Genomic DNA, 26,314 nt, shown 5'->3' with positions numbered 1-26,314 from the left:
AAGATGTTCCTTCTTCAGCGCGCACGTGCAGGAGCGAGGGGAGAGCTCAGGCGCAAGCCGGTTTTTTTCAGGATGCGACTGCTCACCAGCATCTCGTCCGCCCGGCTGGCATCGCCCAGCAGGAAGCGCAGGTGTTCGCGGTAACTGTCGATTTCTTCACGGCTGCGCCCATGCACCATGGCGAACAGGTTGTACGGCCAGTCCGCGCGCCGGGGGCGGCGGTAGCAGTGGCTGACAAAGGGCTGGGCGCCGATCAGTTCGCCCAGGCGCGGCATCTGTTCGTCGCACACATCCCACACGGTCATGCCGTTGTGGCGGTAGCCCAGGCGATAGTGGTTCGGCACGGCGGCGATCCGGCGGATGGCGCCTTCCCCTTGCAGGCGCTTGAGCAGGTCCAGGGTCGATTCGACGCTGATACCCAGTTGCTCGGCGAGCCAGGTCCAGGGGTCTTCCACCAGCGGCAGGCCGGCTTCGGTCAAATGGATCAGGCGCTGGGCCAGGTTCTCGTCAAACCGGGAAATACAGGCCGACATGGTAGGTTTGCTCCTTGGGCAGGTTAAGCACCTCAAGCCCGGTCAGGGTGTGGATATGCGCCAGGGTCTGGTCGAGGTCGTCGCAGGTTGCGCAGGCCAGCACAAACCACATGTTCCAGGGATGCTCGCGCCGGTAGTTGTGGGCCACTTGCGGCAGGTCGTTGAGTTGCGCCGCGACCTCTTCAAAACGTGATTCGGGCACCGCAAGGGCGGCCAGGGTGAACGCGCCCCCCAGGCGCTCGATGTCGAACATCGGCCCGAAGCGTGTCAGCACGCCGTCTTCGAGCAGCAGGTGCAGGCGGTCGAGCAACGCGTCGGGCGTGCTGCGTAGCTCATCAGCCACTGCCTGCCATGGATCACGCACCAGCGGCAGGCCCCGTTGCAGGCGATTGATCAGTTGCCGGTCGAGTTCATCCATGGGCCCATACCTGTGACGGCGGCGGCGCAAAACGCCCGCCGCATTGCTTGAACATGCGCGTGCTGAACAGCAGGTGGTGGGGCAGGTCGCTGAGCAGATGCTGTTGCAGCAGCGCCTCGATCTGCGCCTGTACCGCTGCGCGTTCACGCCCGTGCACCATGCAGAACAGGTTGTAGCGCCAGTGCGGCAAGCGCCGTGGCCGCTGGTAGCACAGGGTGATGCCCGGCGCGCGGCCCAGGCGCTGGCCGACTTCATCGATCAGTGCATCGGGCACATCCAGCACCAGCATCGCATTGGCCACATAGCCCAGGGCGCGGTGGTTGAGCACCAGGCCGACGCGGCGGAACAGACCCTGTTCCTGCCATTGCTGCATCTGCTTGAGCACTTGCAGGTGATGGGCTCCGATCTGCTCGGCGAGGTCTTCATAGGGCCGCGACACGCGCGGCAGCCCGCGCTCCAGGCACTGGCGCAGGTCAAGCAATTGTTCATGGTTCAGCGGCGCGATCACGGGTGGACTCCCAGGGCGAAACCCAGGTCGATGCGGTAGGAGGTGAGCATGGGCAGGTCCAGGGGGATCAGGCCGGTGTCCTTTTCCAGCTCTTCCAGGATCTGTTCCAGATGGCGGCGATTAGGCCCGGTCAACACAAACCACAGGTTGTAGTGATGTTCGCGGGCGTAGTTGTGATTGACCTCGGGGTAGCGGCTGATGCGCGCCGCCACTTGCTCCAGGCGCTCGGCGGGCACCGCCAGGGCGGCGAGGGTACTGGCGCCGGCACGGCTGTGATCGAACACCGGCCCGACCCGCGACAGCGCGCCCGCCAGTTCCAGGCGTTGCAGGCAGGCCAGCAGCTCGCGCTCGCTGCAACCCAGGGTTTGCGCCATTTCCAGGTAAGGCTCGGCACACAGCGGCATGCCGTGTTGATAGCGGTCGATCAGGCGTGCGGTCAGTTCATCCAGTTCCATCTCAGTACCCCATTTTTTGCGCGCGGCTGCTGAAGAAGATGCCGCTGGGGCTGTCGGCCGGCAGGGTCTTGAGCAAGGTCAAACGATAAGGATCCCAGACCTGCACCTGCTGGCCGTCGCGAACCGACAACCACAGCTGCTCACCGCGCCCGGTGAATTCCATGTGCAGCACACCGGGGCCGGGGCGCAGGTCCGCGACCACCTGGTGGGTTTCACTGTCGAGTACCTGCACCCGATCGTTGTCGGGGTAGGCGAAGTTGACCCACAACTGGCGCCCATCGGGCCGTGCGGTGACAAAAATCGGCTGGCCGGCCACGGCGATGGCAGCGGTCTGTTGCCAGGTACGTGCGTCCATCACCAGCACCTGGTGCCGGCCCACGGCGGGCACGAACGCCTGGTTGTCGGCCACGGCCCAGCCTTCCAGATGCGGCATCTTGTACACCGGCAGTTTTTCCTGGCCGCGACCGTAATCGGCCAGCACGCTCTTGACCCCCAGTTCGGGGTGCCACAGGTCGAGCTGGGCCATGCCGTCCTCGCCAAACAAACCGGCCATGTAGTAACGGCCATCGGCAGTGATCAGCGCGTCATAGGGCTGGCGGCCAATACCGCTGAAGCGGGTGATGGCCGGGGTGTTGCCCTGGCTGAAATCGGCGCTCCAGATCTCGTCGGTATCAAACAGGCTGAACACAAAGCGCTGCCCTGGCGCATCCACCAGGCCCACCACCCGCGAGCGTTTGCCGTCGGCCACGGGCGTGGCCGGGATATCGGCCACCTGTTGCAGGGTCACCGCGTCGAACACCTTGACCCCGCCCGGTTGGTAGTTGGAGACCGCAATCAGGCGCCCATCCTGGCTGATCGCGCCGCCGATGCTGTTGCCGCCCTGGATCAGGCGTTGGTCGATGCGCTGGGTCAGCAGGTCAATCTTGGTCAACCCGCCGTCCCGGCCAAAGAGGTAGGCGTAGCGCTGGTCCCGGGAGAACACCGCCGAGGCGTGGGACAAATCCCCCAGCCCCTCGACCCGGGCCAGGCGCGCCTGGTGGCTGCTGTCGATAATCAGCAGGCTGCCGCTGGCACGCTCTACCACCAGGCCCAGGTCGCCGGTGCCGCGTAGCGGTGGCTGGACACAGGCCGTGAGCAACAGGCCGGCAATGCACACAAACAGGGGACGGATCATGGCGCAGGGGTTCCTTGCAGGAGGCGATCCACCAGCCAGGCAATTTCGCCGGCATTGAGCAACGGCGCCCAGCCAGGCATCGCCAGGGCAGGGCGGCCATAGGTCACGGTGGCAATCAGGGCATCGCGGGTCCGCCCGGCCAGGGCTTGGGGCGTCAGGGCCGGGCCCAGGCCACCGGTCAGGTGCAGGCCGTGACAGGCCCCGCAGTCCTGGGTCAGCAGGTGTTCCAGCTGGACCTGGCGCGCAGGCGCCGGTGCTCCGTGCACCGGCGCGGGAATGAGGAAAAGCAACGCCATGGCCGAACCGATCATCGAGACTTGCATGGCGTGCTCCTTGTGCTTATTTCAGGCTCAACACCCATTGGGCGAGGGTCAGGGCTTCGGCGTCGGTGACGGGGTTGGCCGGCATCGGAATCGGTCCCCAGTTACCCTGGGTACCGTTCTTGATGTGGCTGGCCAAGGTTTTGTCAGCGTCCTTGACGCCGGCATTTTTTGCCGCGACTTCCTTGAGCGCCGGCCCCACCATCTTGCTGTCGATGGTGTGGCAGGCAGCGCAGGGTTTGCTCTTGAACAGCGCCGCACCATCCTCGGCAACGGCCGTGGACAGGCTCAACGCCGCGCCCAGGGCCGCGAGTGCAAGCAGGATATTTTTCATTGGGTTGCCTCTTGTTGATGAAGCTCAATAAATGTCGAATTGGGTGTTGTAGACATTGAACTTGCCGGTCGGGGTAATCAGGCGCTTGTCCTTGATCACGTTCTTGAGCTTGAGGGTCTTGTCATCGACCACCACCAGCGCCGACTCCTCTTCCTGGCCGTTCCACACCGAGAACCACACTTCATCGCCCGCCTTGTTGTATTCCGGCTGCACCACGCGCAGGGCGCCTTGCTTGATGCCCGACCATTGGGCAATCGGCAGCACGGTGTAGCCGGCGTCGAGCTTGTCGATATTGAACACGGCCACCGACTGGCTGAGCTTGGTGTCGGGGTTGAGGGTGGTGTCGACGTACAGGTGCCGCGAGTTGGGGTGGGTCTTGATAAACAGCGAGCCACCGCCCTGGCCATTGAGCGAGGTCACCTGCTTCCAGGCGTACTGCGGATGCTTGACCGGGTCGGTGCCGATCACCGAGACCCCACCGTCACCCAAGTGGCTGGTGGCCCATACCGGACCATATTGCGGGTGCACAAAGTTGGCGCCACGACCGGGGTGCGGGGTCTTGCCCACATCCACCAGGGCGGTGAGCTTGCGCTCCTTGGAGTCGATCACCGCGACCTTGTTGGAGTTGTTCGCGGCCGTCATGAAGTAGCGGTGGGTGCTGTCCCAACCGCCGTCATGCAAGAAAGGCGCGGCGTCGATGGTGGTGATGGTGAGGTTCTTGATGTCCTGGTAGTTGACCAGCATCACCTTGCCGGTTTCCTTGACGTTGACGATGAACTCCGGCCATTCGTGGGAGGCGATGATCGCCGCCACACGCGGTTCCGGGTGGTACTCCTGTTTGTCCACGGTCATGCCACGGGTCGAGACGATTTGCTTGGGCTCCAGGGTCTCGCCGTCCATGATGGTGAACTGCGGCGGCCAGTAGGAACCGGCAATCGCGTACTTGTCTTCATAGCCCTTGAACTTGGAGGTCTCCACCGAGCGGGCCTCGATGCCCACCTTGATCTCGGCGACCTTGGTCGGCTCGGCGGGCCACAGGTCGATCATGTCGATCTTGGCGTCACGGCCGATCACCAGCAGGTAGCGGCCCGAAGCGGAGATCCGCGAGATATGCACGGCGTAGCCGGTGTCGATGAGTTTGACGATTTTTTTGCTGTCGCCGTCGATCAGGGCGATTTTGCCGTCGTCACGCAGGGTGACGGAGAACAGGTTTTCCAGGTTCAGCGTGTTGAGCTGCTTCTTCGGGCGGTCTTGGGGCTTGACCAGTACCTTCCAGGTCTTGAGGGTTTCGGCCATGCCCCATTCCGGCGGCGTCGGCGCGGTGTGCTGGATGAAGGTCGCCATGCTGGTGATCTGCGCCTTGGTCAGCGCATTGGAGGTGCCCCAGTTCGGCATGCCGGCCGGGGAGCCGTAGGTGATCAAGGCTTCCAGATACGCCTGGCCCCGGGCCTGGGTGATGTCCGGGGTCAGCGGCTTGCCGGTGGCGCCCTTGCGCAACACACCGTGGCAGCCGGCGCAGCGCTCGAAGTAGATCTGCTTCGAAGCATCGAACTCGGCTTGGCTCAAGTCGGGTGCGCCGGGGCTCTTGACCATGGCCGTCGCCGGTGCAGGTGCAGGTGCAGCCGCGAAGGCCTGCGTTGAGAGGGCCAGGGCCAGCGCGCAGCTGAGCCTGGCCAGCGTCAGTACGAAGGGTGTTTTGTTGCGAGTCAGCATTCCATCTCTCCTCAGGCAAGACCTTTGCGATCCGGGTAGAACGCAGGTTCTTAGTGCCAGCAGAGACTATGTCGCGGCGGGTGAATGACCGCTTGACGGCGATCAAGTTTGCCTTGAGTACGGCTTGCCAGGTTGTCGCAGGGCCCCGTAGCGTGGCCGTCAAACCCGTTGCCCATGCAAGGTGCACCATGACCGAACCCTTCTACCAAGCCGTCAACAACGAGCATGAGTTGTTCGAACACGCCTGGCGCCACCGCATGCCAGTGTTGATCAAGGGCCCCACCGGCTGCGGCAAGACCCGCTTCGTCCAGCATATGGCCCATCGCCTGCAACTGCCGCTGTACACCGTGGCCTGCCACGACGACCTCAGCGCCGCCGACCTGATCGGCCGTCACCTGATCGGCGCCCAGGGCACCTGGTGGCAGGATGGCCCGCTGACCCGCGCGGTGCGTGAAGGGGGCATCTGCTACCTGGACGAAGTGGTCGAGGCGCGCCAGGACACCGCCGTGGTCCTGCACCCGGTGGCCGATGACCGTCGCGAGTTGTTCCTGGAACGCACGGGCGAAGTCCTCAAGGCGCCGCCGTCGTTCATGCTGGTGGTGTCTTACAACCCCGGTTACCAGAACCTGCTCAAGGGCATGAAACCCAGCACCCGCCAGCGCTTCGTCGCGATGCGTTTTGGCTATCCGTCGCCCCTGGAAGAAGAACGCATCGTCGCCCGCGAAGCCCAGGTAGACAGCGCCCTGGCGGCCCAGGTGGTACGCCTGGGGCAGGCCTTGCGCCGGCTGGACCAGCATGATCTGGAAGAGGTGGCGTCGACGCGCCTGCTGATCTTCACCGCGCGCCTGATCGCCGCTGGCATGCACCCGCGTGAAGCGTGCATGGCGTGCCTGGCTGAAGCGCTGAGCGATGATCCGCAAACCGTTGCGGCCCTGATGGACGTGGTTGATGTTCACTTCAGTTGAACGGCGCCTGCCGGGCGACCTGGCGATGTGGTTCTTCATCCTCGCCGAACTCTCGGTGTTTGCGCTGCTGATGCTCGCCTTTGCGGCGGCCCAGATGCTCCAGCCCCAAGCCTTTGCCGAAGGCCGCGCACAGCTGGATACCTCCACCGGCCTGGCTATGACCCTGAGCCTGCTGACAGCCGGCCTGCTGGCGGCGTTGGCGCAGCAACAACGGCTTGCCGGCCAGCCTCGGCGGGCAAGTGGGTTATTGCTGTTGGGGCTGTCGGTGGCGGTGGTGTATGTGTGGATCAAGCTCGGCGAGTACGGGCACCTGGCCGCTGCCGGACTGGGGCTGGAGCACAGCACGTTCTTTACCCTGTACTGGATTCTGACCGGGTTTCACTTCCTGCATGTCCTGTTGGGGATGGTGATCCTGGCATGGCTGGCGTTGCACTGCTGGCGTGGGGCTTATGGACCGGGGCGCCAGTCGGGGTTCGAGTCAGGGGTGCTCTATTGGCACATGGTGGATCTGGTATGGGTGGTGTTGTTTCCCCTGGTGTACGTGTTGTGAGGCTGCTGGCCTGCTGGGGCGCGTTGGTGCTGCTGAGCGTAGGCACGGTCATGTCGGGCGCTGCGGGGCTGTGGTGGATAGTGGTGTTGGCAGCAGTGGCCAAGGCCTGGATGATTACCGATGGGTTTATGGAACTGCGGCATGCGCCCCTGGGGTGGCGGGCCGCGATGTTGGCCTGGCCGGTGGTGTTGGTGATGGGGATTGTGGTGATGCATTAAGGGCGCACATTTATCGAAACTGCCGCGCCGCTTACCTGTGGGCTTGCCCGCGATAGCAATACATCAGCCGAAGAACATACTGCCTGACCCACCGCCATCGCCGGCAAGCCAGCTCCCACATGTGATTTGTGGTGTGGCGAAATTCTCTGCCCAAGCCAGCGTCCCCTGTAGGAGCGGGCTTGCCCGCGATAGCGGTACATCAGCCGAACAACAGGCAGCCTGACCCACCGCCATCGCCGGCAAGCCAGCTCCCACATATGATTTGCAGTGTGGCCAAATTCTCTGCCCAAGCCAGCGTCCCCTGTAGGAGCGGGCTTGCCCGCGATAGCAATACATCAGCCGAAGAACATACTGCCTGACCCGCCGCCATCGCCGGCAAGCCAGCTCCCACATGTGATTTGCAGTGTGGCCAAATTCTCTGCCCAAGCCAGCGTCCCCTGTAGGAGCGGGCTTGCCCGCGATAGCGGTACATCAGCCGAAGAACAGGCTGCCTGACCCACCGCCATCGCCGGCAAGCCAGCTCCCACATGTGATTTGCAGTGTGGCCAAATTCTCTGCCCAAGCCAGCGTCCCCTGTAGGAGCGGGCTTGCCCGCGATAGCGGTACACCAGCCGCAGAACAGGCTGCCTGACCCACCGCCATCACCGGCAAGCCAGCTCCCACATGTGATTTGTGGTGTGGCCAAATTCTCTACCCAAGCCAGCGTCCCCTGTAGGAGCGGGCTTGCCCGCGATAGCAATACATCAGCCGAAGAACATACTGCCTGACCCGCCGCCATCGCCGGCAAGCCAGCTCCCACATGTGATTTGCAGTGTGGCCAAATTCTCTACCCAAGCCAGCGTCCCCTGTAGGAGCGGGCTTGCCCGCGATAGCGGTACATCAGCCGAAGAACATACTGCCTGACCCACCGCCATCGCCGGCAAGCCAGCTCCCACGTGTGATTTGTGCTGTGGCCAAATTCTCTGCCCAAGTGAGCCCCCCTGTGGGAGCGGGCTTGCCCGCGCCTATATCACCGTTTCCGCCACGGGCACCACCCCTTGCGCGCCTCGCAGATACGACTGGTACAACGCCGCATACGCCCCCCCTTGTTCAATCAGCTGCCGATGCGGCCCAAGCTCCACCACCTGTCCATGCCGTACCACCGCAATGCGATCCGCATCCCGAATCGTCGCCAGGCGGTGGGCGATGATGATTGCCGTGCGCCCCTCGCACAACCGTCGCAAGGCCCGCTGGATGCGCCGCTCGGTATGGATATCCACCGCCGACGTCGCCTCGTCCAGCACCAGCACCGCAGGATCCGCCAGATACGCGCGTACCAGGCACACCAGTTGCCGCTGGCCGTGACTCAGGTGTGCACCCAGTGGGCCGACTTCGGTGTGATATTGATGGGGCAGTCGCTCCAGCACTTCGTCGGCGCCCAGTTCGCGGGCTGCGGCGATCAGTCGGCTGTCATCGGCGTCCGGTGCCGCCAGGCGCAGGTTGTCGAGGATGCTGCCGCTGAACAACACGTTGTCCTGCAGCACCACCCCGACGTTGCGCCGCAGGGTGTGTTGCGCCAGTTCGCGCACATCGATGCCGTCAAGCAGCACCGCCCCCGTCTGTACCTCGTAGAAGCGCGTCAGCAGTTGCACCAAGGTACTTTTGCCATGCCCGGAAGGGCCGACAATCGCCAGCACTTGGCCGGCGGGGATGTGCAGGTCGAGATTGTTGATCACCGGTGCCTGCGCCCCCGGCGTATAGCTGAACCCCACCCCCTGGAAGTGCACTTCACCCCGCGCCCGCGCCAAGGTGGCAGGCGCGGCGCAGTCGGTGATCTGCGCCCGGGTATCGAGCAGCAGGAAAATCCGCTGGGCACTGGCCGACCCCGTGGCGTAGCGCTCGAACAGGTCGGACAGCTCCTGCAACGGCCCGAGGAACAAGAACACATAAAACAGGCTCTCCGCGACCTGGCCCACGGTCACATCACCCGCCGCCAGGCCATAGGCGCCCACCAGCAACAGCACGGCAATCCCCGCCGAGCTGAGCAGCGCGGTAAACGGCGCAAACCAGCTGGAGCGCAAGCTGCCGCGAATCAAGGCGTGGTTGAAGTCATCCAGCAGGCCACGATAGCGCCGCAGGTTCGGCCCTTGCTGGGCGCACTGTTGCAACAGGCGTACGCCGCTGACGCTTTCCACCAGGTGTGCGGTAAAGCGGCTGCGGTTTTCCGCGACCCTGGCCCAGTTGCGCTGGGATATCCGCTTGAAGCTCCAGGTCGCCAACACCAGCAGCGGTACCGTCGCCACCAGGCTGAGGAAGAAGCGCGGGTCGATGCGCCACAGCATCACCGAGGCCAGCCCACACCGCAGCAGGGCCCCGAGCAGTTCTGGCGGGCCCTGGATCAGCAGCGGTTCGAGGGCATCCACATCGCGATCGACCCGGGAAATGATGCGCCCGGCCCGGGTCTGGTCGAAGTAGCTGACACTCAAGCCCTGGACATGGGCAAACACCCGCACGCGCAGGGCGTTGAGCACCCCAATCGCCGCGCCCCCGGCGACGAACTGCGACACCCCGGCCAACAGGAAACGCAGCAGCCAACTGGCGGCCAACCCGAGGCCCAGCCACAGCACCAGGCGCTCATCCAGCAACCAGTGCTCGGCTTGTTGTACCAGGCCGCGGTCCAGCAGTTCACGCACAAACCAGGGGCGCAGGAACACGGTGAACACCAGCAGCACTTCAATGCCGATCACTGCCAGGATCTGCCGGCGGATCGGCTGCAGCAACGGCAGCAGGCGCTTGAACATGCTGCGGTCCAGGGCCTTTTTGGCAAGCATTTCTTCGATTTCGATATCGCTCAAGGCTTTGCCGGCGATTGGATTAGCCATGGTCGATCCCTAGCAGGTCGCGGTAGTGCGCGTTGGTGTGTTGCAGCTGGGCATGGGGTCCCTCGGCGGCGATCTTGCCGCCTTCGAGCATCAGCACCCGGTCGGCCAGGAGGATGGTCGAGAGCTTGCTGGAGATCACCAGCACCGTGGTGCCGCGCAGTTGCCGCAGGTTGTGCAGCACCAGGCGCTCGCTGATTGCATCGAGGGCGCTGGTGGCGTCGTCCAGGCACAGAATGTCTGGCGCACCGAGCAGCGCCCGCGCCAGGCACAGGCGTTGACGCTGACCGCCCGACAAGGTGACGCCGCGATCGCCCAGGGGGGTTTCCAGGCCCTGGGGCAAGCGCTGCAAGACGTCATCGGCTGCTGCCATGCGCAGCGCCGCGTGCAGTTGTTCATCGGTGGCGCTGGGTGCGCTCAGGCGCAGGTTGGCCGCCAGGCTGCCGGCAAACAGGAAACTCTCCTGGGGCACCACATGCACGCGGCGACGCAACTGTGCGAGGTTCAGGCTGCGGATATCCTGCCAACCGTCCTGCGCCGAACCCAGCAGCACGCGCCCGGCACTGACGTCGGTCAGGCGCGGCAACAGGCTGGCCAGCAGGCTCTTGCCGGTACCGGTGGCGCCCACCAGGGCGACGATCTCCCCAGGCTGCAAGGTCAGCGAGCAATCCTGCAAAATGTCGCGGCCACCCCCCGGCGCGCTGACGCTGACGTGCTCCAGGCGCAAGCCCAGGGGGCTGGCGGGCAGGCTCGCGCTGCCGTCGCCAATCGCCAGCGGCGCGTCGAGCAACTGCCAGATGCGTTCGGCACTGGCCCGGGCGTCGGCGAAGGTCTGCATCACCCGGCCAATGCCCTCGATACGAAATACCAGGGTGGTGGCGATCAGCAGTGAGGTCACCAGTTCACCGATGTTCAACTGCCCGGCCGCCACCAGATGGGCGCCGTACACCAGGATCCACACATGGCCGAACGCGACCACCGCCTGGGGCAGGGGGATGCGCGAGCTGGAATAGGCCAGGGCCTGGCGTGCGAGGCTGGCAAACACTGCCACCTGGCTGGAGAAGCCGTTGATGCGCTGCTGCTCCAGGGCAAATGACTTGATCACCCGCACCCCACCGATGCCTTCGCTCAGGTCCTGGTTGACCCGGTCGTAGGCCGCGCCCACGGCGCGATCCAGGCTCACCAGGCGCTCGGTCTGGCGCACGAAAATCCACAGGCCGGTGACGGTCAACAGCAACGGCACCAGGCCCAGCAGCGGGTGATACCAGCTCAACAAGCCCACCGTGGCCAGCACCACCAGCGGTGTTTCCACCACCTGACGCCAAAAGCTGATCAGCGCATCGCGCACCTTGTCGGCATCGCGGGTGGTACGGGTGATCATCTCGCCCATGCCGTGTTGCCAGTGATAGCCCAGGTGCAGGTTCTGCACCTGGTCGAGAATGCGCTCACGCAGGCGCGTCAGCAGCTCCTGGCTGAGCACCAGGGACAGCACGCTGGCCGCATATTGCAACACCCCGCGCCCCAGCGCCACGGCCAGCATCAACCCCAGCCAGTACCAGCCAAGGCTGGCGTCGAGGCTGCCATCCGCCTGGCGTACCACCGCGTGCCCGGCGCTGACATCGTTGACCGCATGGCCGATCAGCCACTGCTGCCAGACCAGCCCGAGGTTGATCGCCACATACAGCGCGGCCACCAGGCAGAAGCGCCAGGGCATCTCCCGGTAGATCGCCAGGCTGCGTAAAAGAGGATGTTTTTCGCTCATGAAAAGCTCAATCAAAACCCTGTAGGAGCTGGCTTGCCAGCGATCGGGCCCGCAAGCCATGCGCCGGTTTCAAGGGCGCCATCGCCGGCAAGCCGGCTCCTGCCAGGTTGGGGGTTAGCGGGTGGTAGCGCCCTGGGTCTGCTTGGCATTGAGGATCGCGGTGTATTCGCCCGGGTCCACGCCGTTGAGGTAGTAGTTGCCCACGTGGTGCAAGCGCCAGCGGATCGGGTCATGGGTGGTGTGCACCCGGGCATTGCGCCAGAAGCGGTCCAGGTTCCATTTGCTCAGGGACGAACTGGCGCCCAGCAGCGAGAAAATATCACTGGAGATCTTCAGCGAAGCAGCGTCCGAATGCGCCCGCGCAGTGGCCACCGACAGGATCAACTCGTCTTGCAGCTCCTTGTTTTCCGGGTCCAGTTCATGCTGGTCGAACACCCGCGCGGCGTCGCGCAACAGTGACTCGGCCGCGCGCAAGGCCACGGCGTACTCGCCGACCTGCTTGATGATGTGCGGTTCTTCATTGGCGTGGTCCACGCCGCTTTCCACCCATGGCCGGGCGTTGTGCTTGAGGTAATCGACGGCGGCGCCCAGCGCGCCGGCCGCAATCCCGGTGTCGATGGCGGCGTGGAGGATCTGCGGGAAGGTCAGCCCGGTGCGTTTCATCGGGCCCTTGCGTTGCGAGACGAAGGCTTCGTCCAGTTCGATAGCGTCAAAGCGCACGGTACCACTGACCGAGTTTTTCTGGCCGAAGGCCTCCCAGTCATCGAGCAGGGTCAGGCCCGGGGTATTGCGGTTGAGCAGCACGCTGGCGCCGCCATCGTCACTGGCTGCGGTCAGCGAGATCCACTCGGCGAGGTAGGAACCGGTGGAGTAGAACTTGCTGCCATTGAGCACCAGCTTGCCGTCGGCGCGGCGTTCGACGCGGGTCTTGAGGGCGAACTTGTTTTTCCCGCCCACTTCCGCCAGGGCGTTGCCGAAACGTTTGCCGGCCAGTACATCGGCAATCAGTCGATCGCGCACGGCGTCGCTGTAGCCGCTGAAAATCCCGCGCAGCATCACGTTATGGATTTGCAGCAACTGGCCGACGCCGCCATCGGCCACCGAGACCAGGCGTACGGTTTCGACGATGGTCTGCACCGAGGCACCCAGCCCGCCAAAGGCCTTGGGCACGCCGATGGCGGTCAGGCCGCTTTCGGACAACAGCTGGGCCTGGCGCCAAGGCAGTTGGCCGTTTTGCTGGGGGTCGGCGGCGATCCGGGCGATCTCCAGGGCGATCTCCCGGGCGACGGCGATGGCCTCAGCCTCGCTGTGCAGTTGGCGTGTGGGTGCCTGTTCGAACGTGGTCATTGCTACTCATCCTTATGCTAGATCCCGCTCCCTGTAGGAGCCGGCTTGCCGGCGATGGCGTTATCAAGGACGCCATCGCCGGCAAGCCGGCTCCTACAGGGGAGTGCGGTGTTGAAGGGGCTTGAGCAAGTTCTGCGCCAACGCCTAAATGCGGGCTTGCGGCGGGCGGGGTGTTGCTGGAGCAGCAGCCGCGTCACGCCGGCTGCTGGGTCAGCAGCAGTGCTGTTGGCAGGCCAGCAGCCCTCTGCCTGACGTTTGCGCCAAGCCCTTGCGTAGCGGGGCTTTGGCCATTTGGCACGGCCTCTGCAATAGCTCCCGGCAACTGCCTTGCCCAATTCAATGGAGCTGCCTATGACCCTTTGCGCTGTCTTGCCCACGCCCACCCTGGAGCAGATCTGGTTCACCCGTTGCCCGGTGCCGACCGCTTCCGGGATCGCCTACAAGCTGGGTTGGTTGAGCGAGGAATTCGCCGCCGACGGCCTGCCGGTCGCCACATTGCAGGAGGCTCGTCAACTGGGCCGTCACCATTACGATCACGACCTGCCGGGGCTGTTTCGCGAAGGCGGCAACGTCCCGGCATTGGCCGCCCGCGCGGGTGGTGCACCAAGCCGGCTGATCGGCCTGACCTGGATTGAAGAGTGGCAAACCATCCTGGTCCGCCCGGACTCCGGCATCAGTCGTCCCGCAGACCTCAAAGGCAAGCGCCTGGCGCTGCCGGCCTGGGGCGACAACCGTCCCGGCAGCATCGCCCGGGCCATGAGCCTGCATGGCTACAAAGGCGCGCTGAGCCTGGCCGGCCTGGGCTTTGACGATGTACAGCTGGTGGAAGTGGCGTTGCAGGACCAACAACAGGCGCCTGACCCGCAGCAGGGTTTGCAGCGCCTGTGGTCCGGCCTGGATTACCTGGTGCGTGGCGAGGTAGATGCGGTGTACGTCAAGGGCGCATCGGCCGCCGATGCCGCGCGCCGCCTGGGGCTGGTGGTGGGCATTGACCTGGACCTGATCGCCGAGCCGCGCTACCGCATCAACAACGGCACGCCACGCCCGATCACGGTCCACCAGGACCTGCTGGACAACCATTTCGACCTGGTGGTGCGCTTCCTCGCGCAAACCCTTGGCGCCGCCGACTGGGCGGCGAATAACCGTGAGGCCCTGAACGCCATCCTCGAAGAAGAAACCCGCGCCGGCAGTGCCGGTGTGGCCGAGGCCTATCGCGGCGACTTCCACACCACATTGGCGCCGGATTTGTCGGCCCAGCGCCTGGAATTTCTCGGTGTCCAGAAAGATTTCCTCTACCTGCACGGCTTCCTGGAGCGCGATTTCGCCATCGCCGACTGGGTCGACCCGCGCCCCCTGCAAGCTGCCCATGAACTGTTGGCCAAGCGCCGCGCCTGAACCTGGAGAAACCCCATGACTGCGATTGTCCTCGCTCAACCCATCAGCCAGCCCCTGCAAGACTTCATCGACAAGGTGCTGCTGGAAGCCGAAGAGGCCTTCACCGTGTTCCGCGAAACCAACACCATCACCGCCAATGGCACGGTCGGCTTTGTCGAGCGCGTGCCCGGCGAAGAGCTGCTGGTGTCCGTCAACTACGGTGGGCCCTGGAACTACCGCAAGCCGCTACAGGCCACGGTCAGCGACTTTGCCGGCAACCTGATCTACGGCAATGGCAAGGGCGGGGCAGGGCGCTACACCAAGCTGTTCGAGCAGCACCCGGACGTGACCACCGTGTCCCACGTGCACTCGCCGTACCTCGGCGCCTGGGCCCAGACCCACCGCACCTTGCCGTTCCACTACGTGCCGGTGCAGCGTTACCAACTGGCCCGCGAGCTGCCGGTGTACATCGACCGACGCCAGCAGGAAGTGGACTTCATCCTCGACAAAATCGCCGAGAACCCTTTCAACCTGGCGATCCTCGAAGCCAACGGCGGCGCCACGGTGTGGGGCAAGCAGGGCCTGCGCGCCACCGCAGAATTCATTGTGTTGCTGGAGGAGGGCGCGCAACTGCAATTGCTCGCCGACGCCCTGGGTGGCTCCCGCGCCTACGGCCCTGGGGTGCTGACCCAGCAATGGAAAATGAGCGGCCTGTATGAGCAAGCCACGGCCCTGGGCCTGGTCCCGGCCATCGACCGCCGCACCTGACCCTTGTGGGAGCTGGTTTACCGCTATCGCCGGCAAGCCGGCTCCTACAGTGGGCCGGCGTCGCATCACCTTTGTAGGAGCTGGCTTGCCAGCGATGAAGCCGGTATGCCGAACGCCGATTGCCTGGCGTTTTATAGAATGTTTTCAAGGATGCTTTGCCATGGCTGTAAAAATCCTCTGGTACCTCACCACCCCCGATGGGCCATACCCTTGGGAGCCCGAAGGCCGCTGGAAAACCGACTTCGAACACCTCAAGCAGCTGGCCATCGCCAGTGACCGCCTGGGCTTCTACGGTTCGCTGCTCGGCTCCAGCCCCAACGAAAGCCTGGTGGTCGCCGCCTCGCTGATCGACGCGACCCAGCGCCTGCGTTTTCTGGTGGCGCAACACCCCGGCGAGCTGTCGCCGGCGGTCCTGGCCAAGTGGGCGTTGACCTTCGACCAGTTCTCCAACGGCCGCCTGCTGTTCAACGTGGTCAACGGCAACGACGCCGGCCTGGCCACCCTCGGCGTGCATTACCCCCACGACGAACGTTATGCCTTCAGCCTCGAATACTGGCGGGCGTTCCAGGGTTTCTACGCCGGCGATACCAGCGGTTTCGACGGCCAGTACGTCAAGCTCGCCCCCCGTGCCCCCGGCGCCGCCAATCATCCTTTGGGTGGCTGGCATCCGCCGCGCCAGAAACCCGGGATCCCCTTGTGGGGCGCCGGTACTTCCGGGCCCGGCGTGGCCCATTCGGTGCAGTTGCTCGACGTCTACCTGAGTTTTGCCAATACCCCGCCCAAGCTGGGCGACAAGTTTCGCAAGGTGGCCGCCGAAGCTGCAAAAATCGGCCGCGAACTGACCTTTGGCACGCGCCTGCAAATCATCGTGCGCGAGACCGAAGAAGAGGCGTGGGCCCACGCCGAGAAACTGCTGCAACGCACCTCGCTGCAAACCGCACGCAACGCCATCGAACGCCAGTTGCCGGCTGGCGTCAGCTTCGATGAGTTCCACAGCGACGATCCACAGACCCAGCGCAACCTCGAGACCATTCGTGCGGGCCGCCTGCCCACCGCCCGCGACCTGGAGATCTACCCCAACGTATGGCTCGGCCCAAGCCTGTTTGGCTTCAATATCCTCGGCCCTGCGGCGGGCACCTACCTGGTGGGCAGCGCCGAGCAGGTTGCCGAGCGTATCCGCGAGTACGAGGCCCAGGGTACCTCGGCCTTTATCCTTTCCGGTTTCCCGCTGATTGACGAAGCGCACCGCGTGGCGGACCTGTTGTTCCCGCTGCTGGAGCTGGACCACGGCTTTGACGTGCCGCGTCTGGGCGTCACCCACAAGCTCGTGCAGCTGGATGAGGCCTGAGTATGGGTGATGGATTTTCCCGCCGAGCCTTCCTCGGCAGCAGCCTGGCTCTGGGCGGCGGTTTGCTGCTCGGTGGCTGCGACGCAGGCCCGGCCAGCCAGGGCGCGGTGCTGCTGTCGAGCAAGCCGGTGAGTGGCGGACGCCTGCGTATCGGCATTATCGACGGCGACCAGTCCGGCAACCTCGATGCCCACAAGCCGGTGGGCGGCGGGATCATCCGGGGCTGGGCGCTGTACAGCAAGTTCTGGGAATGGAACACCGACGTCAGCACCCGCCTGGCCCTGGCCGAATTCGCCGAGCCGAATGCCGATGCCAGCGCCTGGACCATCCGCATCAAGCCGGGCCTGGAGTTTCATCACGGCAAGACCATTGGCGCCGATGACATGCTGTTCTCGCTGCTGCGCCTGACCGATCCCAAGCTGGCGTCACCGTTTGCCGGACTGGTGGGGGCGATTGACCGCAATGCCTTGCGCAAGCTCGATGAGCGCACCATCGAAATCCGCTTCAAGCAGGGGCAGAGCTTTTTCCCCCTGGATGAAACCCTGATCAGCTTTGGCGGCATTGTCCCCACCGACTACGACCCGGTGACCAACCCGGTCGGCGCCGGGCCCTACAAGCTCAAGCGTTTTGTTCCTGGCCAGCGCTCGCTCTACAGCCGCTTTGAAAACTACTACAAGCCCGGCCAGCCATACGCCGACGAGCTGGAAATCATTGAATTCAAGGATCAGGTGTCGCGCGTCGCAGCCCTGCGCGCCGGGCAAATTGACGTCGCCAGTGGGGTGCAGGCTGAACACAGCGCCTTGCTCAAGGCCGATGCGCGGTTGAGCCTGTGTGTCTCGCCAAGTACCTCGTTTACCGGTTTGAACCTCAACCTGGCCAAGCCACCGTTTGACGATGTGCGGGTGCGCCAGGCCTTCCGCTTGTTGGCCGATCGCCAGGAACTGGTGGACCGTGGCCTCAACGGCTTTGGGCGAATCGCCAACGACCTGTATTCGCCCCACGACCCGACCTACAACCACACGCTGGCCCAGCGCCCGTATGACCTGGAGCAAGCGCGTTCACTGCTGCGCCAGGCCGGGCAAAGCGATCTGCGCGTGGAACTGACCAGCACCCCGGGGCCCGGCGTCAATGCGGCACTGGTGTTCGCCCAGCAGGCAAAAAAGGCCGGGGTCGAGGTGCGCGTGACCCAGGTTGACGGCGCGGTATTCAACGGCCCGCAGCGGGAACAATGGCAAGTGTCGCCCGGCTCGACCCCGGCCCGGGGTTTCCTGGCGTCGGCGTTGCACAACGACGCGCCCCTGGCGATCTACAACCGCAGCAACTTCCATGACCCCCGTTTCGCCGACCTGTACCGCCAGGCCCTGGCCCAACCCGACCTGGCGCTGCGCAAAGGCCTGGTGCACGAGGCCCAGCAGATCCAGCACGAGCGCGGTGGCCTGCTGATCTGGGGCTTCAACGATGTGCTGGATGCCGCCTCGGTACGGGTTGGCGGGCTGGGCCCGGAACAGACTACCTTTGCCTCCTGGCGCTTTGATGAGTTGTGGTTGAACCATGTCTGAGTCGTCCTGCGTCACCCCACACCGCGCCCCACGTACACCGGCCTGGCTGTCCTGGTTTATCGGGCGCCTGGGCTACGGCCTGCTTACCGCCTGGGTCATCAGCCTGGTGGTGTTTATCGCCACCCAGGCACTGCCATCCGACCCGGCGCGGGTGATCCTCGGCCCGGATGCGCCGCTGGAAAGTATCCTTACCCTGCAACGCCAACTGGGCCTGGACCAGCCGATCCTCTGGCAATACGTGCGCTGGCTGGGCGCCGCCTTGAGCGGTGAACTGGGGGTGTCGCTGGACTCCAACGCGCCGGTGGCCAGCATCCTCTGGGGGCGGTTTGGCTACACCCTGGCGTTGCTTGCCGGGGTGATCGCGCTGGTGGTGCCGGCAGCCCTGGTGCTTGGCGTGTCCCTGGCTTTGCGCCGGGACAGCACCCTGGACCGTTGGAGCCTGTCGCTGTTGATTTTCCTCAAGGCCACGCCGGGGTTTCTCCTGGCCATCGGCCTGGTGCTGCTGTTTTCCATGCCCCATATGGGCTGGCTGCCGGCCGTGTCGATCCTCGATCCGGACCTGTCGCTATGGCGCCAACTTAAGTTCCTGATCCTGCCGGTGTTGGCCCTGAGCCTGTCGGCGCTGCCTTATCTGACGCGCATGGTGCGCGCGGCGCTGATTGACGCGCTGGAATCCGACTACGTGATCGCCGCGCGCCTGCGCGGCATTCCCAGGTGGCGCATTGTCTGGTGCCACACCTTGCCCAATGCCCTGGTGCCGGCGATCCAGGGTGTGGCCCTGACCCTGCGCACGCTGATCGGCGGCGCGGTGCTGGCCGAGGTGATCTTCAGCTACCCCGGCATCGGCACTGCCCTCAATGCGGCGATCCAGATGCGCGACCTGCCGATGATCCAGGCCATTGTGCTGGTGATCACCCTGGCGGTGGTGCTGATCAATCTGCTGGCCGACCTGTTGACGGTGCTGCTGACCCCCAAACTGCGGACGGCCCGCCGTGTGACCATGATCCAGCGCAACCGCCGGGGCATTACCCCGTGGTGGCGGCGCTCCCGAGGTGATGCATGACGACCCCTGGCACTTGGCGCTGGCTGGCTGAACCCCAGGCCCGCAAAGGTTTGGTGATTACCCTGCTGGTGGTGGCCGTGGCCCTGGTCGGCCCCCTGTTGGCACCGCACGGCCCGACGGACATGGTCGGCCCGGTGTACGGTGCGCCGGCCGGTGGGGCCTGGCTGGGCTACGACTTTCTTGGTCACGATGTGCTGTCGCGCTTGCTCAGTGGCGGCCTGTCGGTGTTGTGGATGTCAGTGGCCGCGGCGGTCATCGCCCTGGCCATCGGTACCACCCTGGGCTTGCTCGCGGGCCTGTCGCGGCGGCGCCTGGATCAGTTGATTACCTGGTCGGCAGACGTCTGCCTGGCGTTTCCCGACCTGATCCTGGTGCTGTTGATCGTGTCGATGCTCGGGCGTGCGCCCTGGCTGATTGTGCTCACGGTGTCGATCGCGTTCATCCCTGGGGTGATCCGCCTGGCGCGGGCCAGCGCGGTGGCCGTGGCGGGGCAGGAGTTTGTCGAGGCGGCGCAGATGATGGGCTATTCCCGACGGCGCATTCTGTTCCAGGAGATCCTGCCGAACATCCTCACGCCGTTGTTGGTGCACTTGGGCAACATGCTGACCTGGGGTGTAGGCATGCTCTCGGGCCTGAGCTTCCTCGGCTATGGCGTGGCCCCGCCGACGGCGGACTGGGGCCTGATGATCAACGAAAACCAGGCCGGGCTGCTGGTCCAGCCCTGGGCCGTGCTCGCGCCGGCGCTGCTGATCGGCGTATTCGCCTACGGCACCAATATCCTCGCCGAAGGTATCGGCCGCAGCAGTGCGCGGATGGGAGAAAAACAGCCATGAACGCCATTACCGAAATCGACACCCGGGTGTTGCAGGTCCAGGACTTGCGGGTGGAACTGCCGGGCCAGGTGGATGTGGTGTCCGGGGTGTCCTTCACCCTGCAGGCCGGTGAAATTCTGGGCCTGGTGGGGGAGTCCGGCTCGGGCAAGACCACCCTGGCCACGGCCTTGCTGGCCCATGCCCGGCGCGGCGCACGCATCGTTGGCGGGCAGGTGCAGGTGGCCGGCCAGGCCTTGTTGGAGCTGCACGGCGAAGCCTTGCGCCAGGCCCGTGGCAGCCTGATCGGCTACGTTGCCCAGGACCCTGCCACCGCGCTGAACCCAGCGTTGCGCATTGGCACGTTGTTGGCCGAAACCCTGGCCGCACATCAACGCCCTCTCGATCGCGCCACACAACAGCAGCGCATTGCCCAGACCCTGGTCGACGTGGGCTTGCCCGGCGACCATGAGTTCCTGCGGCGCTTTCCCCATCAATTGTCCGGTGGTCAGCAACAGCGGGTGATGCTGGCGCTGGCCTTCGTCCTGCGCCCGCGCCTGATTGTGCTGGATGAGCCGACCACGGCCCTGGACGTCAGCACCCAGGCGCACATCCTCGCCACGTTGCGCCGGCTGTGCAAAAGCCAGGGCGTGGCGGCGGTGTATGTGTCCCATGACCTGGCGGTGATCAAGGATCTGGTGGACCGGGTGATGGTCATGTATGCCGGGCGTATCGTCGAATCCGCCAGCCGCGCCGCACTGTTCAGCCTGCCGTCCCATCCGTATACCCGAGGCTTGTTGGCGGCGATCCCCGATGTGGCCGGGCGCCGCGAATTACAGGCCATCGCCGGCCACGCCCCAGCGCCTGGGCAACGCCCCCAGGGCTGTGGTTTCGGCCCGCGCTGCTCGCGTTTTGGCCCACGTTGCGCGCTGGCCGAGCCTGCGTTGCAGGCGTTTGCGCAGGGTCACACGGTGGCCTGTTTCGACCCCCATGACCAACCGCCGCAGGTCATTGCCCTGACACCGATTGCCGACAGTCATGGGCAAACCGCTGCGCCGTTGCTGGAGATATCCGGCCTGAACGTCGCCTATGACCGCCAGGTGTTGTTCGAGGTGTCGTTGCAACTGCGCCCGGGCGAATGCCTGGCGCTGGTGGGTGAGTCGGGCTCCGGCAAGACCAGCCTGGCCCGGGCCGTCGCCGGTCTTGGCGAGAACGCCGAGGGCGAGCTGCATTATGCCGGGCGCCCCTTGCCCCTCCAGGCGAGGCAACGGGACGCGGGGCTGCGCCACCAGATCCAATACATCTTCCAGAACCCGTACCGCGCCTTGAATCCCCGGCAAACCGTGTACCAGACCCTCAGCGCACCGCTGCAGCACTTTTTCGCGATCAACGGCCAAGCTGCCCGCGAACGAGTGCACGGCGTACTCAAGCGTGTCTCGCTGGCAGCCTCGGTGGCCGACCTGTATCCCCACAGCCTGTCGGGCGGCGAACGCCAGCGCGTGGCCATTGCCCGGGCCCTGCTGTGTGAGCCGACCCTGCTGATCTGCGATGAAATCACCTCGGCGCTGGATGTCTCGGTACAAGCCTCGATCCTCGACCTGCTGCGCCAACTACAGCGTGACGGCTTGACGTTGCTGTTCGTGACCCACGACCTGGGCGTGGTACGGGCGATTGCCGACCGGGTGCTGGTGCTGAAAACGGGGCGGGTAGTGGAGCAGGGCGCGGTGGACCAGGTGCTGGACCAGCCCCAGGCGGCGTATACCCGCACGTTGCTTGAGCATTCGCCGACATTGGGCTGATGGGCACCGCTGCGCGGTGATCGCCGGCAAGCCGGCTCCTACAATGCAAATGCATACTCCTGTAGGAGCCGGCTTGCCGGCGATCGCGCCCTCACGGACACATCCTGCGTCAATGCCACACCTCACTCTTGCATTCCCCGCACTAGCCTTTCCCTTCTGTATTTCCAACAGGAGGACAAAGGATTGTCCACACTTCCTCACGCTAAAAATCTGCGCAATGGCCGCTATTCTCAATCTGGTCAGATCTACCTACTTACCGCCGTCACTCAACATCGCGCACCGGTCTTTGCCGACTGGTGTGTTGGCCGATTGGTTGTGCATGAATTTCGCCACGCACAGATCGAAGGCCTCGCCGACTCCCTGGCCTGGGTGGTGATGCCTGATCATTTTCATTGGCTGATCGAACTCAAGCAAAGCACTCTCCCTGCGCTGATGCTTGCCACCAAATCCCGCAGCGCTCGCGCGGTGAACGCGCGTATGGGCCGGTCAGGTCGGTTCTGGCAGAAGGGTTTCCATGATCGAGCGATTCGCCGTGAGGAGGACCTTGCGACAGTCGCCCGCTACATCGTCGCCAACCCGTTGAGGGCCGGGTTGGTAACGCGGGTGCATGATTATCCGTTGTGGGACGCGATATGGGTTTGAATCTACCGACGCAATCGCCGGCAAGCCGGCTCCTACAATGCATATGCGGCTTGCCGCCGCCGTACTTCTTCACGCACCGCCGGAATGATCCAGCGTCCGTAATCCACTGTGTCGTACAACGGGTCGTATCCCCGGTTGAGAAAGGTCGTCACTCCCAGGTCCACATAGTCGAGCAACGCCTGGGCCACGGTTTCCGGGGTGCCGACCAGGGCGGTGGTGTCGCCGTAGGCACCGACAGCGGTGGCGGTGGGCATCCATAGGGCGCGGTCGTGGCGGTCGCCCTGGGCGGCGGCGGCCAGCAGGCGTTCGGAGCCGGTGCCCTTGATTCGTTTCTGCCACGGGCTGCCTGCGGCAAACTGCGGGTTGGCCTTGATCTGCGCGAGGATCTGCTCGGCCCGTTGCCATGCCAGTTCCTCGGTCGCGCCCAGGATCAGGCGCACCGACAAACTCACCCGTGGCGCCTGCACCCCCGCCGCGCTGGCGGCGGCCTTGAGCTTGCCGATCTGTTCGGCGACGCCGCTCAACGGTTCGCCCCACAGCGCGTAGAGGTCCGCATGCTTGACCGCAATCTGATAGGCAATGTCCGACGAGCCGCCAAACGAGATTGGGATATGGGGCTGCTGCAAGGGCTTGACCGGCGAGAACGCGCCCTTGATGTTGAAGTACTCGCCCTCGAAGTCGAACGGCTCTTCGGCGGTCCAGGTGCGCCGCACAATCTCCAAGTACTCATCGGTGCGTTTGTAGCGCGCGGTCTTGTCCAGCAGGAAGTCACCTTCCTGGGGTTCGGCGGTGATCCCGGTAATCGCGTGCAGGCGGATTCGCCCGCCACCGGTGGTGTGATCCAGGGTGGCGAATGAGCGGGCGGCGACCGTCGGCGGGGTCAGGCCCGGCCGGTGGGCGATCATGAAACCCAGGCGCTCGGTGTGGGCCGCCGCATACGCGGCGATCTGCAAGCTGTCGGCGCTGCCGGGGCCGCTGGCGATCAGCACGCGGTCAAAGCCCGCATGCTCATGGGCGCGCGCATGGTGGCGGATAAAATCGAGGTCAAAGTCGGGGCTGCGAACGCCACGGGTCTCGGACCACTGGCGAGGGAAAATCATGCCGACAAATTCAATGGACATGGGGTGCTCCGGTCAGAACTGATAGTCGACCTGGGCCAGCAGCGTGCGGCCAGGCATGGGTTGCAAAAAGGTATTGGTGGAACCGGCCAGGCCGCTGACGAAGTTCAGTTCGTTGGTCAGGTTCAGCACGCGCAAGGTGGTGCTCCACTGCGGCTGGCGGTAGTACACGGCAAGGTCGAGGTTGTATTCGTTGGGGATCTTCACGGTCTTGCTCAGGTTCAAGTACCAACTGCTGGTCCACCAGCCGGACAGTTCGGCACCCAAGCCTGAGTCGAAGCGATAATCCACATAGCCACTGGCGGTGTATTCGGGGATCTGCACCGCATCAAAGCGCCCGGACGCGCGCTGGTTGAGGCTGTTGTTATCGCCAAACACGGTGCCGTTGTCGGGGATGAACCCGGCGGAGGCAAAGCCGGCCTGGGAGGTGAATTCGTTGTAGGCATTGAGCTTGGACAGGTTCAGGCCGCTGCGCAGATGTTCGTCGGGCTGGTAGCGCACGGTGGCCTCGACGCCTTTGATGATCAGCCTGGCAATGTTGTTATTGCTGTCGGGCGCCTGGTCCCGGGCCTGCTTGAAGGCGGCCAGGGTCATGAACAGCTCGTTGGGCACGGCCTCGACCTTGACCCCCACTTCGTGCAACACGCTCAGGCTCTGGAACGCCAGCGGGTTGAGCTGGTTGGCGCCAGTGCCGCTGCCCCAGCCCAGGCCGTTGGAAAAGAACCCGGTGTTGACGGCCAGCGAACGGTCGAAGGTGTAGTAGAGCGTGGTGTTGTCCGTGGGCTTGACGTAGGGGCTGAGCTGGAAGGCAAACAGGCGGTAGTTGTCGCTGTCCTGGCGCCGATTGCCACCGGCCAGCACGAACGGGTTCTCGATCTCGGCTTCGATCCAGCTGCGGCTTGCGCCGATATTCAAGCCCAGGTAATCGCCATATTTGAGGTTGTGCTGGCTGAACAGGGTTTTGGTGACCCAGGTGCTTTCGGCGGTGTAGGGCGCTACCGACTCGGCGTACAACCCATGCCCGGCCGGGAACATCGCCGGCAGGCTCAACCAGCCGTAGTAGTTGGAGTATTGCGCGACGCCCGGTTGGCCGATCCACGACCCATTGCCGCCGGCCGGGTTGGCACCGGTCAGGCCCAGCAGGTCGCCGGGGTTCTTGCCGGACGGGTTTTGGGTCAGGTCATAGGCGTTGATGGTCGAGCCGAAGCTGTTGTTGGCGGCAATCGACTGGTTGGACTCACGGCGGTAAATCAGCCCGCTGTTGCTGTCATCGCGCAGGGTCCAGGGGCCGAGGCGGGTTTCATTGCGTGAGCGAAACTCAAAGCGGTTGTCGAAGATATTGTCCTTGGACTGCACCTGGAACGCGCCCACCGCGTCGGTGGTGTCCCGGGAGCGCTGGTAGAACGTGCTGTTGGCGACGGTGATGGTCGGCGACAGGTCGGCCTCGATGCGCAGTTGGGTGGTAAAGCGCCGGGAGCTGCTTTCGTCCTCCTTGCGTTGCCCGGTTTGCGACGATAACGAGCGTTCGCCATTGCCTGCCAGCGTGGGGTCATATACCCAGCCGCGCAGGCTGCCGGGGTTGGCCTGGGTGTTGGGCGAGGCATTCTGGAAGCTGCCGTCGACCACGGCGTATTGGCCCTGGGCATTGCGCTGGCGCTGCACCCAGCCCAGGGTCGGGGCATCGGCGGCCCCCGAGGCCAGGACCGGCGACCACAGGGTGTTGCCGTTCTGGATAATCGGCGTGGCGCGGCCGGCGTAATACTTGCCGTGGTCCACCAGGTCCTGGGTTGTGCGGTTCCAGCCGTGGGTGATGTTGTAGTCGTAGTAATCGTCGTAGCTGGCGTTCCAGTCCACCCGCACATTGTCATTGCGCCAGGCCAGGGCACCGTAGAATGCGTCGAAATTGTTGTCGACGTTGTCGTAGAAATCCTCCTGGCGCTGCTTGGTGATACTCAGGCGATAGGCCAGGTTGTCGCTGAGCGGGCCGGTGTTATCGACACTGAACTTGCCGCTGCTGCGTGAGGTGCCATCGGGTATCCACGAGCCCACTTCGCCGCTGAGCCTGGTCTTGAACTGGTTGAAGTCGGGTTTCTTGCTCAGGTAGTTGACGTAGCCGCCACTGCCGGACACCGAGCCATAGGTCACCGACGAAGGCCCGGCGACGATATCGGCGCCTTCATAGGCGTTGAAATTGGCCGGATGGCGCACGCCATAAGCGCGTTGGCCATCCTGGAACACTTCCGAGCCCTGGGCGCGGAACTGCGGGGCAATCCCGGCGTTCTGCCCACCGCCGCGGGTGATGCCGGGGGCATATTTGACCAGGTCGTCGGCGCTGCGGATCGAGTCGTTGGCCAACTGCTCGGCATTGATCTGCACAACTGAGCGTGGCGTGTCGAGCACCTTGGTTTCGGTGCCGCCATAGACCGAGGTCGGTGGGCGGGTGGGCAGGGCGTCGTCCTCGGACGCGCTGGCACTGGCCTGCACGGTCACGGTTTGCAGTTGGGTATCGGCGGCAAAGGCCTGGATTGGCAGGCCTGCCACCAGCAGCAGGGGTAAACGCAAGGCGATAGCGTGCATGGCAAAAATGCCTCATCAAAAAATAAAAGGATGGCCCCCTGTAGGAGCCGGCTTGCCGGCGATGAGGCCCTTGAGGTTTGCTGTGTTTTCAAGGACGCCATC

Annotated in this window: 24 protein-coding genes; 11 read left to right on the top strand and 13 right to left on the bottom strand. The window is 64.6% G+C overall.

Going from position 1 to position 26,314, the window contains the following annotated elements; genetic code table 11:
• Nucleotides 1-14 precede the first annotated feature (14 nt).
• Genes HBO05_RS02835 through nirS form a run of 8 tightly spaced genes read right to left on the bottom strand, consistent with a single transcriptional unit; the run spans nucleotide 15 to nucleotide 5,335 of the window.
• Entirely contained in the window at nucleotides 15-533 is a 519-nt protein-coding gene (locus HBO05_RS02835) for an Lrp/AsnC family transcriptional regulator (RefSeq protein ID WP_169953105.1), read from the bottom strand.
• A complete protein-coding gene (locus tag HBO05_RS02830; RefSeq protein WP_169953107.1) occupies nucleotides 508-951 on the bottom strand; it encodes an Lrp/AsnC family transcriptional regulator in 444 nt (147 codons plus the stop codon). The genes HBO05_RS02835 and HBO05_RS02830 overlap by 26 nt, the downstream gene beginning before the upstream one ends.
• Nucleotides 944-1,459 (bottom strand): AsnC family protein, encoded by a 516-nt coding sequence (locus HBO05_RS02825; RefSeq protein ID WP_169953109.1) that lies wholly within the window; start codon nucleotides 1,457-1,459, stop codon nucleotides 944-946. The genes HBO05_RS02830 and HBO05_RS02825 overlap by 8 nt, the downstream gene beginning before the upstream one ends.
• Complete coding sequence (locus HBO05_RS02820; RefSeq protein ID WP_076963276.1) at nucleotides 1,456-1,914, bottom strand: Lrp/AsnC family transcriptional regulator; 459 nt, start codon at nucleotides 1,912-1,914, stop codon at nucleotides 1,456-1,458. Before HBO05_RS02820 ends, HBO05_RS02825 begins: the two co-directional genes overlap by 4 nt.
• A gap of 1 nt (nucleotide 1,915) precedes the next feature.
• Nucleotides 1,916-3,088, bottom strand: coding sequence for a cytochrome D1 domain-containing protein (locus HBO05_RS02815; RefSeq protein ID WP_172311579.1), 1,173 nt, complete (start codon nucleotides 3,086-3,088; stop codon nucleotides 1,916-1,918).
• A complete protein-coding gene (locus tag HBO05_RS02810) occupies nucleotides 3,085-3,411 on the bottom strand; it encodes a cytochrome c (RefSeq protein ID WP_172311577.1) in 327 nt (108 codons plus the stop codon). The genes HBO05_RS02815 and HBO05_RS02810 overlap by 4 nt, the downstream gene beginning before the upstream one ends.
• A 16-nt stretch (nucleotides 3,412-3,427) precedes the next feature.
• A complete protein-coding gene (locus tag HBO05_RS02805; RefSeq protein ID WP_169953116.1) occupies nucleotides 3,428-3,742 on the bottom strand; it encodes a c-type cytochrome in 315 nt (104 codons plus the stop codon).
• Between the two features lie 24 nt (nucleotides 3,743-3,766).
• Entirely contained in the window at nucleotides 3,767-5,335 is a 1,569-nt protein-coding gene (gene nirS / locus HBO05_RS02800) for a nitrite reductase (RefSeq protein ID WP_262376912.1), read from the bottom strand.
• A 308-nt stretch (nucleotides 5,336-5,643) separates the two neighbouring features.
• Here nirS and HBO05_RS02795 point away from each other — a divergent pair, with 308 nt between their 5' ends.
• From HBO05_RS02795 to HBO05_RS02785, 3 genes are read left to right on the top strand one after another with little or no spacing between them, the layout of a single operon-like run.
• Nucleotides 5,644-6,420: a CbbQ/NirQ/NorQ/GpvN family protein gene (locus HBO05_RS02795; protein ID WP_169953120.1), complete on the top strand. Its 777-nt coding sequence runs from the start codon at nucleotides 5,644-5,646 to the stop codon at nucleotides 6,418-6,420.
• Nucleotides 6,404-6,970 carry a cytochrome c oxidase subunit 3 gene (locus tag HBO05_RS02790; RefSeq protein ID WP_172311573.1) on the top strand — a complete coding sequence of 189 codons (567 nt, stop codon included), beginning with the start codon at nucleotides 6,404-6,406 and terminating at the stop codon, nucleotides 6,968-6,970. Before HBO05_RS02795 ends, HBO05_RS02790 begins: the two co-directional genes overlap by 17 nt.
• Nucleotides 6,934-7,188: a cytochrome C oxidase subunit IV family protein gene (locus tag HBO05_RS02785; RefSeq protein WP_170041269.1), complete on the top strand. Its 255-nt coding sequence runs from the start codon at nucleotides 6,934-6,936 to the stop codon at nucleotides 7,186-7,188. Before HBO05_RS02790 ends, HBO05_RS02785 begins: the two co-directional genes overlap by 37 nt.
• Before the next feature lie 1,004 nt (nucleotides 7,189-8,192).
• Here HBO05_RS02785 and HBO05_RS02780 read toward each other — a convergent pair.
• The 3 genes from HBO05_RS02780 to HBO05_RS02770 all read right to left on the bottom strand — a co-directional run bounded on the left by HBO05_RS02780 (nucleotide 8,193) and on the right by HBO05_RS02770 (nucleotide 13,155).
• Nucleotides 8,193-10,049 carry an ABC transporter ATP-binding protein gene (locus HBO05_RS02780; protein WP_169953127.1) on the bottom strand — a complete coding sequence of 619 codons (1,857 nt, stop codon included), beginning with the start codon at nucleotides 10,047-10,049 and terminating at the stop codon, nucleotides 8,193-8,195.
• Nucleotides 10,042-11,808, bottom strand: coding sequence for an ABC transporter ATP-binding protein (locus tag HBO05_RS02775; RefSeq protein WP_169953129.1), 1,767 nt, complete (start codon nucleotides 11,806-11,808; stop codon nucleotides 10,042-10,044). The genes HBO05_RS02780 and HBO05_RS02775 overlap by 8 nt, the downstream gene beginning before the upstream one ends.
• A 114-nt stretch (nucleotides 11,809-11,922) precedes the next feature.
• On the bottom strand, nucleotides 11,923-13,155 hold the full coding sequence (locus HBO05_RS02770) for an acyl-CoA dehydrogenase family protein (protein ID WP_169953132.1): 1,233 nt from the start codon (nucleotides 13,153-13,155) through the stop codon (nucleotides 11,923-11,925).
• A 351-nt stretch (nucleotides 13,156-13,506) separates the two neighbouring features.
• On the opposite strand from HBO05_RS02770, the gene HBO05_RS02765 reads away from it, so the two are divergent.
• The 8 genes from HBO05_RS02765 to HBO05_RS02730 all read left to right on the top strand — a co-directional run bounded on the left by HBO05_RS02765 (nucleotide 13,507) and on the right by HBO05_RS02730 (nucleotide 22,517).
• Nucleotides 13,507-14,550, top strand: coding sequence for an ABC transporter substrate-binding protein (locus tag HBO05_RS02765; protein ID WP_169953135.1), 1,044 nt, complete (start codon nucleotides 13,507-13,509; stop codon nucleotides 14,548-14,550).
• Between the two features lie 15 nt (nucleotides 14,551-14,565).
• Nucleotides 14,566-15,297 (top strand): class II aldolase/adducin family protein, encoded by a 732-nt coding sequence (locus HBO05_RS02760; protein ID WP_169953137.1) that lies wholly within the window; start codon nucleotides 14,566-14,568, stop codon nucleotides 15,295-15,297.
• A 160-nt stretch (nucleotides 15,298-15,457) separates the two neighbouring features.
• Nucleotides 15,458-16,645 carry an LLM class flavin-dependent oxidoreductase gene (locus tag HBO05_RS02755; RefSeq protein ID WP_169953139.1) on the top strand — a complete coding sequence of 396 codons (1,188 nt, stop codon included), beginning with the start codon at nucleotides 15,458-15,460 and terminating at the stop codon, nucleotides 16,643-16,645.
• Between the two features lie 2 nt (nucleotides 16,646-16,647).
• Nucleotides 16,648-18,204, top strand: a complete 1,557-nt coding sequence (locus HBO05_RS02750; protein ID WP_169953141.1) for an ABC transporter substrate-binding protein — start codon at nucleotides 16,648-16,650, stop codon at nucleotides 18,202-18,204.
• Nucleotides 18,197-19,267 carry an ABC transporter permease gene (locus HBO05_RS02745; RefSeq protein WP_172311571.1) on the top strand — a complete coding sequence of 357 codons (1,071 nt, stop codon included), beginning with the start codon at nucleotides 18,197-18,199 and terminating at the stop codon, nucleotides 19,265-19,267. The genes HBO05_RS02750 and HBO05_RS02745 overlap by 8 nt, the downstream gene beginning before the upstream one ends.
• On the top strand, nucleotides 19,264-20,100 hold the full coding sequence (locus tag HBO05_RS02740) for an ABC transporter permease (protein ID WP_169953145.1): 837 nt from the start codon (nucleotides 19,264-19,266) through the stop codon (nucleotides 20,098-20,100). The genes HBO05_RS02745 and HBO05_RS02740 overlap by 4 nt, the downstream gene beginning before the upstream one ends.
• Entirely contained in the window at nucleotides 20,097-21,875 is a 1,779-nt protein-coding gene (locus HBO05_RS02735; RefSeq protein ID WP_172311569.1) for an ABC transporter ATP-binding protein, read from the top strand. Before HBO05_RS02740 ends, HBO05_RS02735 begins: the two co-directional genes overlap by 4 nt.
• Nucleotides 21,876-22,058: 183 nt before the next feature.
• Nucleotides 22,059-22,517 carry a transposase gene (locus tag HBO05_RS02730; protein ID WP_172311567.1) on the top strand — a complete coding sequence of 153 codons (459 nt, stop codon included), beginning with the start codon at nucleotides 22,059-22,061 and terminating at the stop codon, nucleotides 22,515-22,517.
• A gap of 32 nt (nucleotides 22,518-22,549) precedes the next feature.
• On the opposite strand, the gene HBO05_RS02725 is transcribed toward HBO05_RS02730, so the two are convergent.
• Both HBO05_RS02725 and HBO05_RS02720 read right to left on the bottom strand, forming a co-directional pair.
• Nucleotides 22,550-23,638, bottom strand: coding sequence for an LLM class flavin-dependent oxidoreductase (locus tag HBO05_RS02725; protein ID WP_169953152.1), 1,089 nt, complete (start codon nucleotides 23,636-23,638; stop codon nucleotides 22,550-22,552).
• A gap of 12 nt (nucleotides 23,639-23,650) precedes the next feature.
• Nucleotides 23,651-26,212, bottom strand: coding sequence for a TonB-dependent receptor plug domain-containing protein (locus HBO05_RS02720; protein ID WP_172311565.1), 2,562 nt, complete (start codon nucleotides 26,210-26,212; stop codon nucleotides 23,651-23,653).
• Nucleotides 26,213-26,314 lie beyond the last annotated feature (102 nt).

It is taken from the genome of Pseudomonas sp. WS 5079, assembly GCF_012985465.1.
Lineage (GTDB): Bacteria > Pseudomonadota > Gammaproteobacteria > Pseudomonadales > Pseudomonadaceae > Aquipseudomonas.
Note: the sequence above shows the minus strand (reverse complement) of the source record. Positions and strands in the feature narration are given on the sequence as shown.

Bases quoted from the DNA above. Each gene is read 5' to 3' on its own strand.
- HBO05_RS02835 (WP_169953105.1), bottom strand. From the start codon at position 533: ATGTCGGCCTGTATTTCCCGGTTTGACGAGAACCTGGCCCAGCGCCTG.
- HBO05_RS02830 (WP_169953107.1), bottom strand. From the start codon at position 951: ATGGATGAACTCGACCGGCAACTGATCAATCGCCTGCAACGGGGCCTG.
- HBO05_RS02820 (WP_076963276.1), bottom strand. From the start codon at position 1,914: ATGGAACTGGATGAACTGACCGCACGCCTGATCGACCGCTATCAACAC.
- HBO05_RS02815 (WP_172311579.1), bottom strand. From the start codon at position 3,088: ATGATCCGTCCCCTGTTTGTGTGCATTGCCGGCCTGTTGCTCACGGCC.
- HBO05_RS02810 (WP_172311577.1), bottom strand. From the start codon at position 3,411: ATGCAAGTCTCGATGATCGGTTCGGCCATGGCGTTGCTTTTCCTCATT.
- HBO05_RS02805 (WP_169953116.1), bottom strand. From the start codon at position 3,742: ATGAAAAATATCCTGCTTGCACTCGCGGCCCTGGGCGCGGCGTTGAGC.
- nirS (WP_262376912.1), bottom strand. From the start codon at position 5,335: ATGGTCAAGAGCCCCGGCGCACCCGACTTGAGCCAAGCCGAGTTCGAT.
- HBO05_RS02795 (WP_169953120.1), top strand. From the start codon at position 5,644: ATGACCGAACCCTTCTACCAAGCCGTCAACAACGAGCATGAGTTGTTC.
- HBO05_RS02790 (WP_172311573.1), top strand. From the start codon at position 6,404: ATGTTCACTTCAGTTGAACGGCGCCTGCCGGGCGACCTGGCGATGTGG.
- HBO05_RS02785 (WP_170041269.1), top strand. From the start codon at position 6,934: ATGGGTGGTGTTGTTTCCCCTGGTGTACGTGTTGTGAGGCTGCTGGCC.
- HBO05_RS02780 (WP_169953127.1), bottom strand. From the start codon at position 10,049: ATGGCTAATCCAATCGCCGGCAAAGCCTTGAGCGATATCGAAATCGAA.
- HBO05_RS02775 (WP_169953129.1), bottom strand. From the start codon at position 11,808: ATGAGCGAAAAACATCCTCTTTTACGCAGCCTGGCGATCTACCGGGAG.
- HBO05_RS02770 (WP_169953132.1), bottom strand. From the start codon at position 13,155: ATGACCACGTTCGAACAGGCACCCACACGCCAACTGCACAGCGAGGCT.
- HBO05_RS02765 (WP_169953135.1), top strand. From the start codon at position 13,507: ATGACCCTTTGCGCTGTCTTGCCCACGCCCACCCTGGAGCAGATCTGG.
- HBO05_RS02760 (WP_169953137.1), top strand. From the start codon at position 14,566: ATGACTGCGATTGTCCTCGCTCAACCCATCAGCCAGCCCCTGCAAGAC.
- HBO05_RS02755 (WP_169953139.1), top strand. From the start codon at position 15,458: ATGGCTGTAAAAATCCTCTGGTACCTCACCACCCCCGATGGGCCATAC.
- HBO05_RS02750 (WP_169953141.1), top strand. From the start codon at position 16,648: ATGGGTGATGGATTTTCCCGCCGAGCCTTCCTCGGCAGCAGCCTGGCT.
- HBO05_RS02745 (WP_172311571.1), top strand. From the start codon at position 18,197: ATGTCTGAGTCGTCCTGCGTCACCCCACACCGCGCCCCACGTACACCG.
- HBO05_RS02740 (WP_169953145.1), top strand. From the start codon at position 19,264: ATGACGACCCCTGGCACTTGGCGCTGGCTGGCTGAACCCCAGGCCCGC.
- HBO05_RS02735 (WP_172311569.1), top strand. From the start codon at position 20,097: ATGAACGCCATTACCGAAATCGACACCCGGGTGTTGCAGGTCCAGGAC.
- HBO05_RS02725 (WP_169953152.1), bottom strand. From the start codon at position 23,638: ATGTCCATTGAATTTGTCGGCATGATTTTCCCTCGCCAGTGGTCCGAG.
- HBO05_RS02720 (WP_172311565.1), bottom strand. From the start codon at position 26,212: ATGCACGCTATCGCCTTGCGTTTACCCCTGCTGCTGGTGGCAGGCCTG.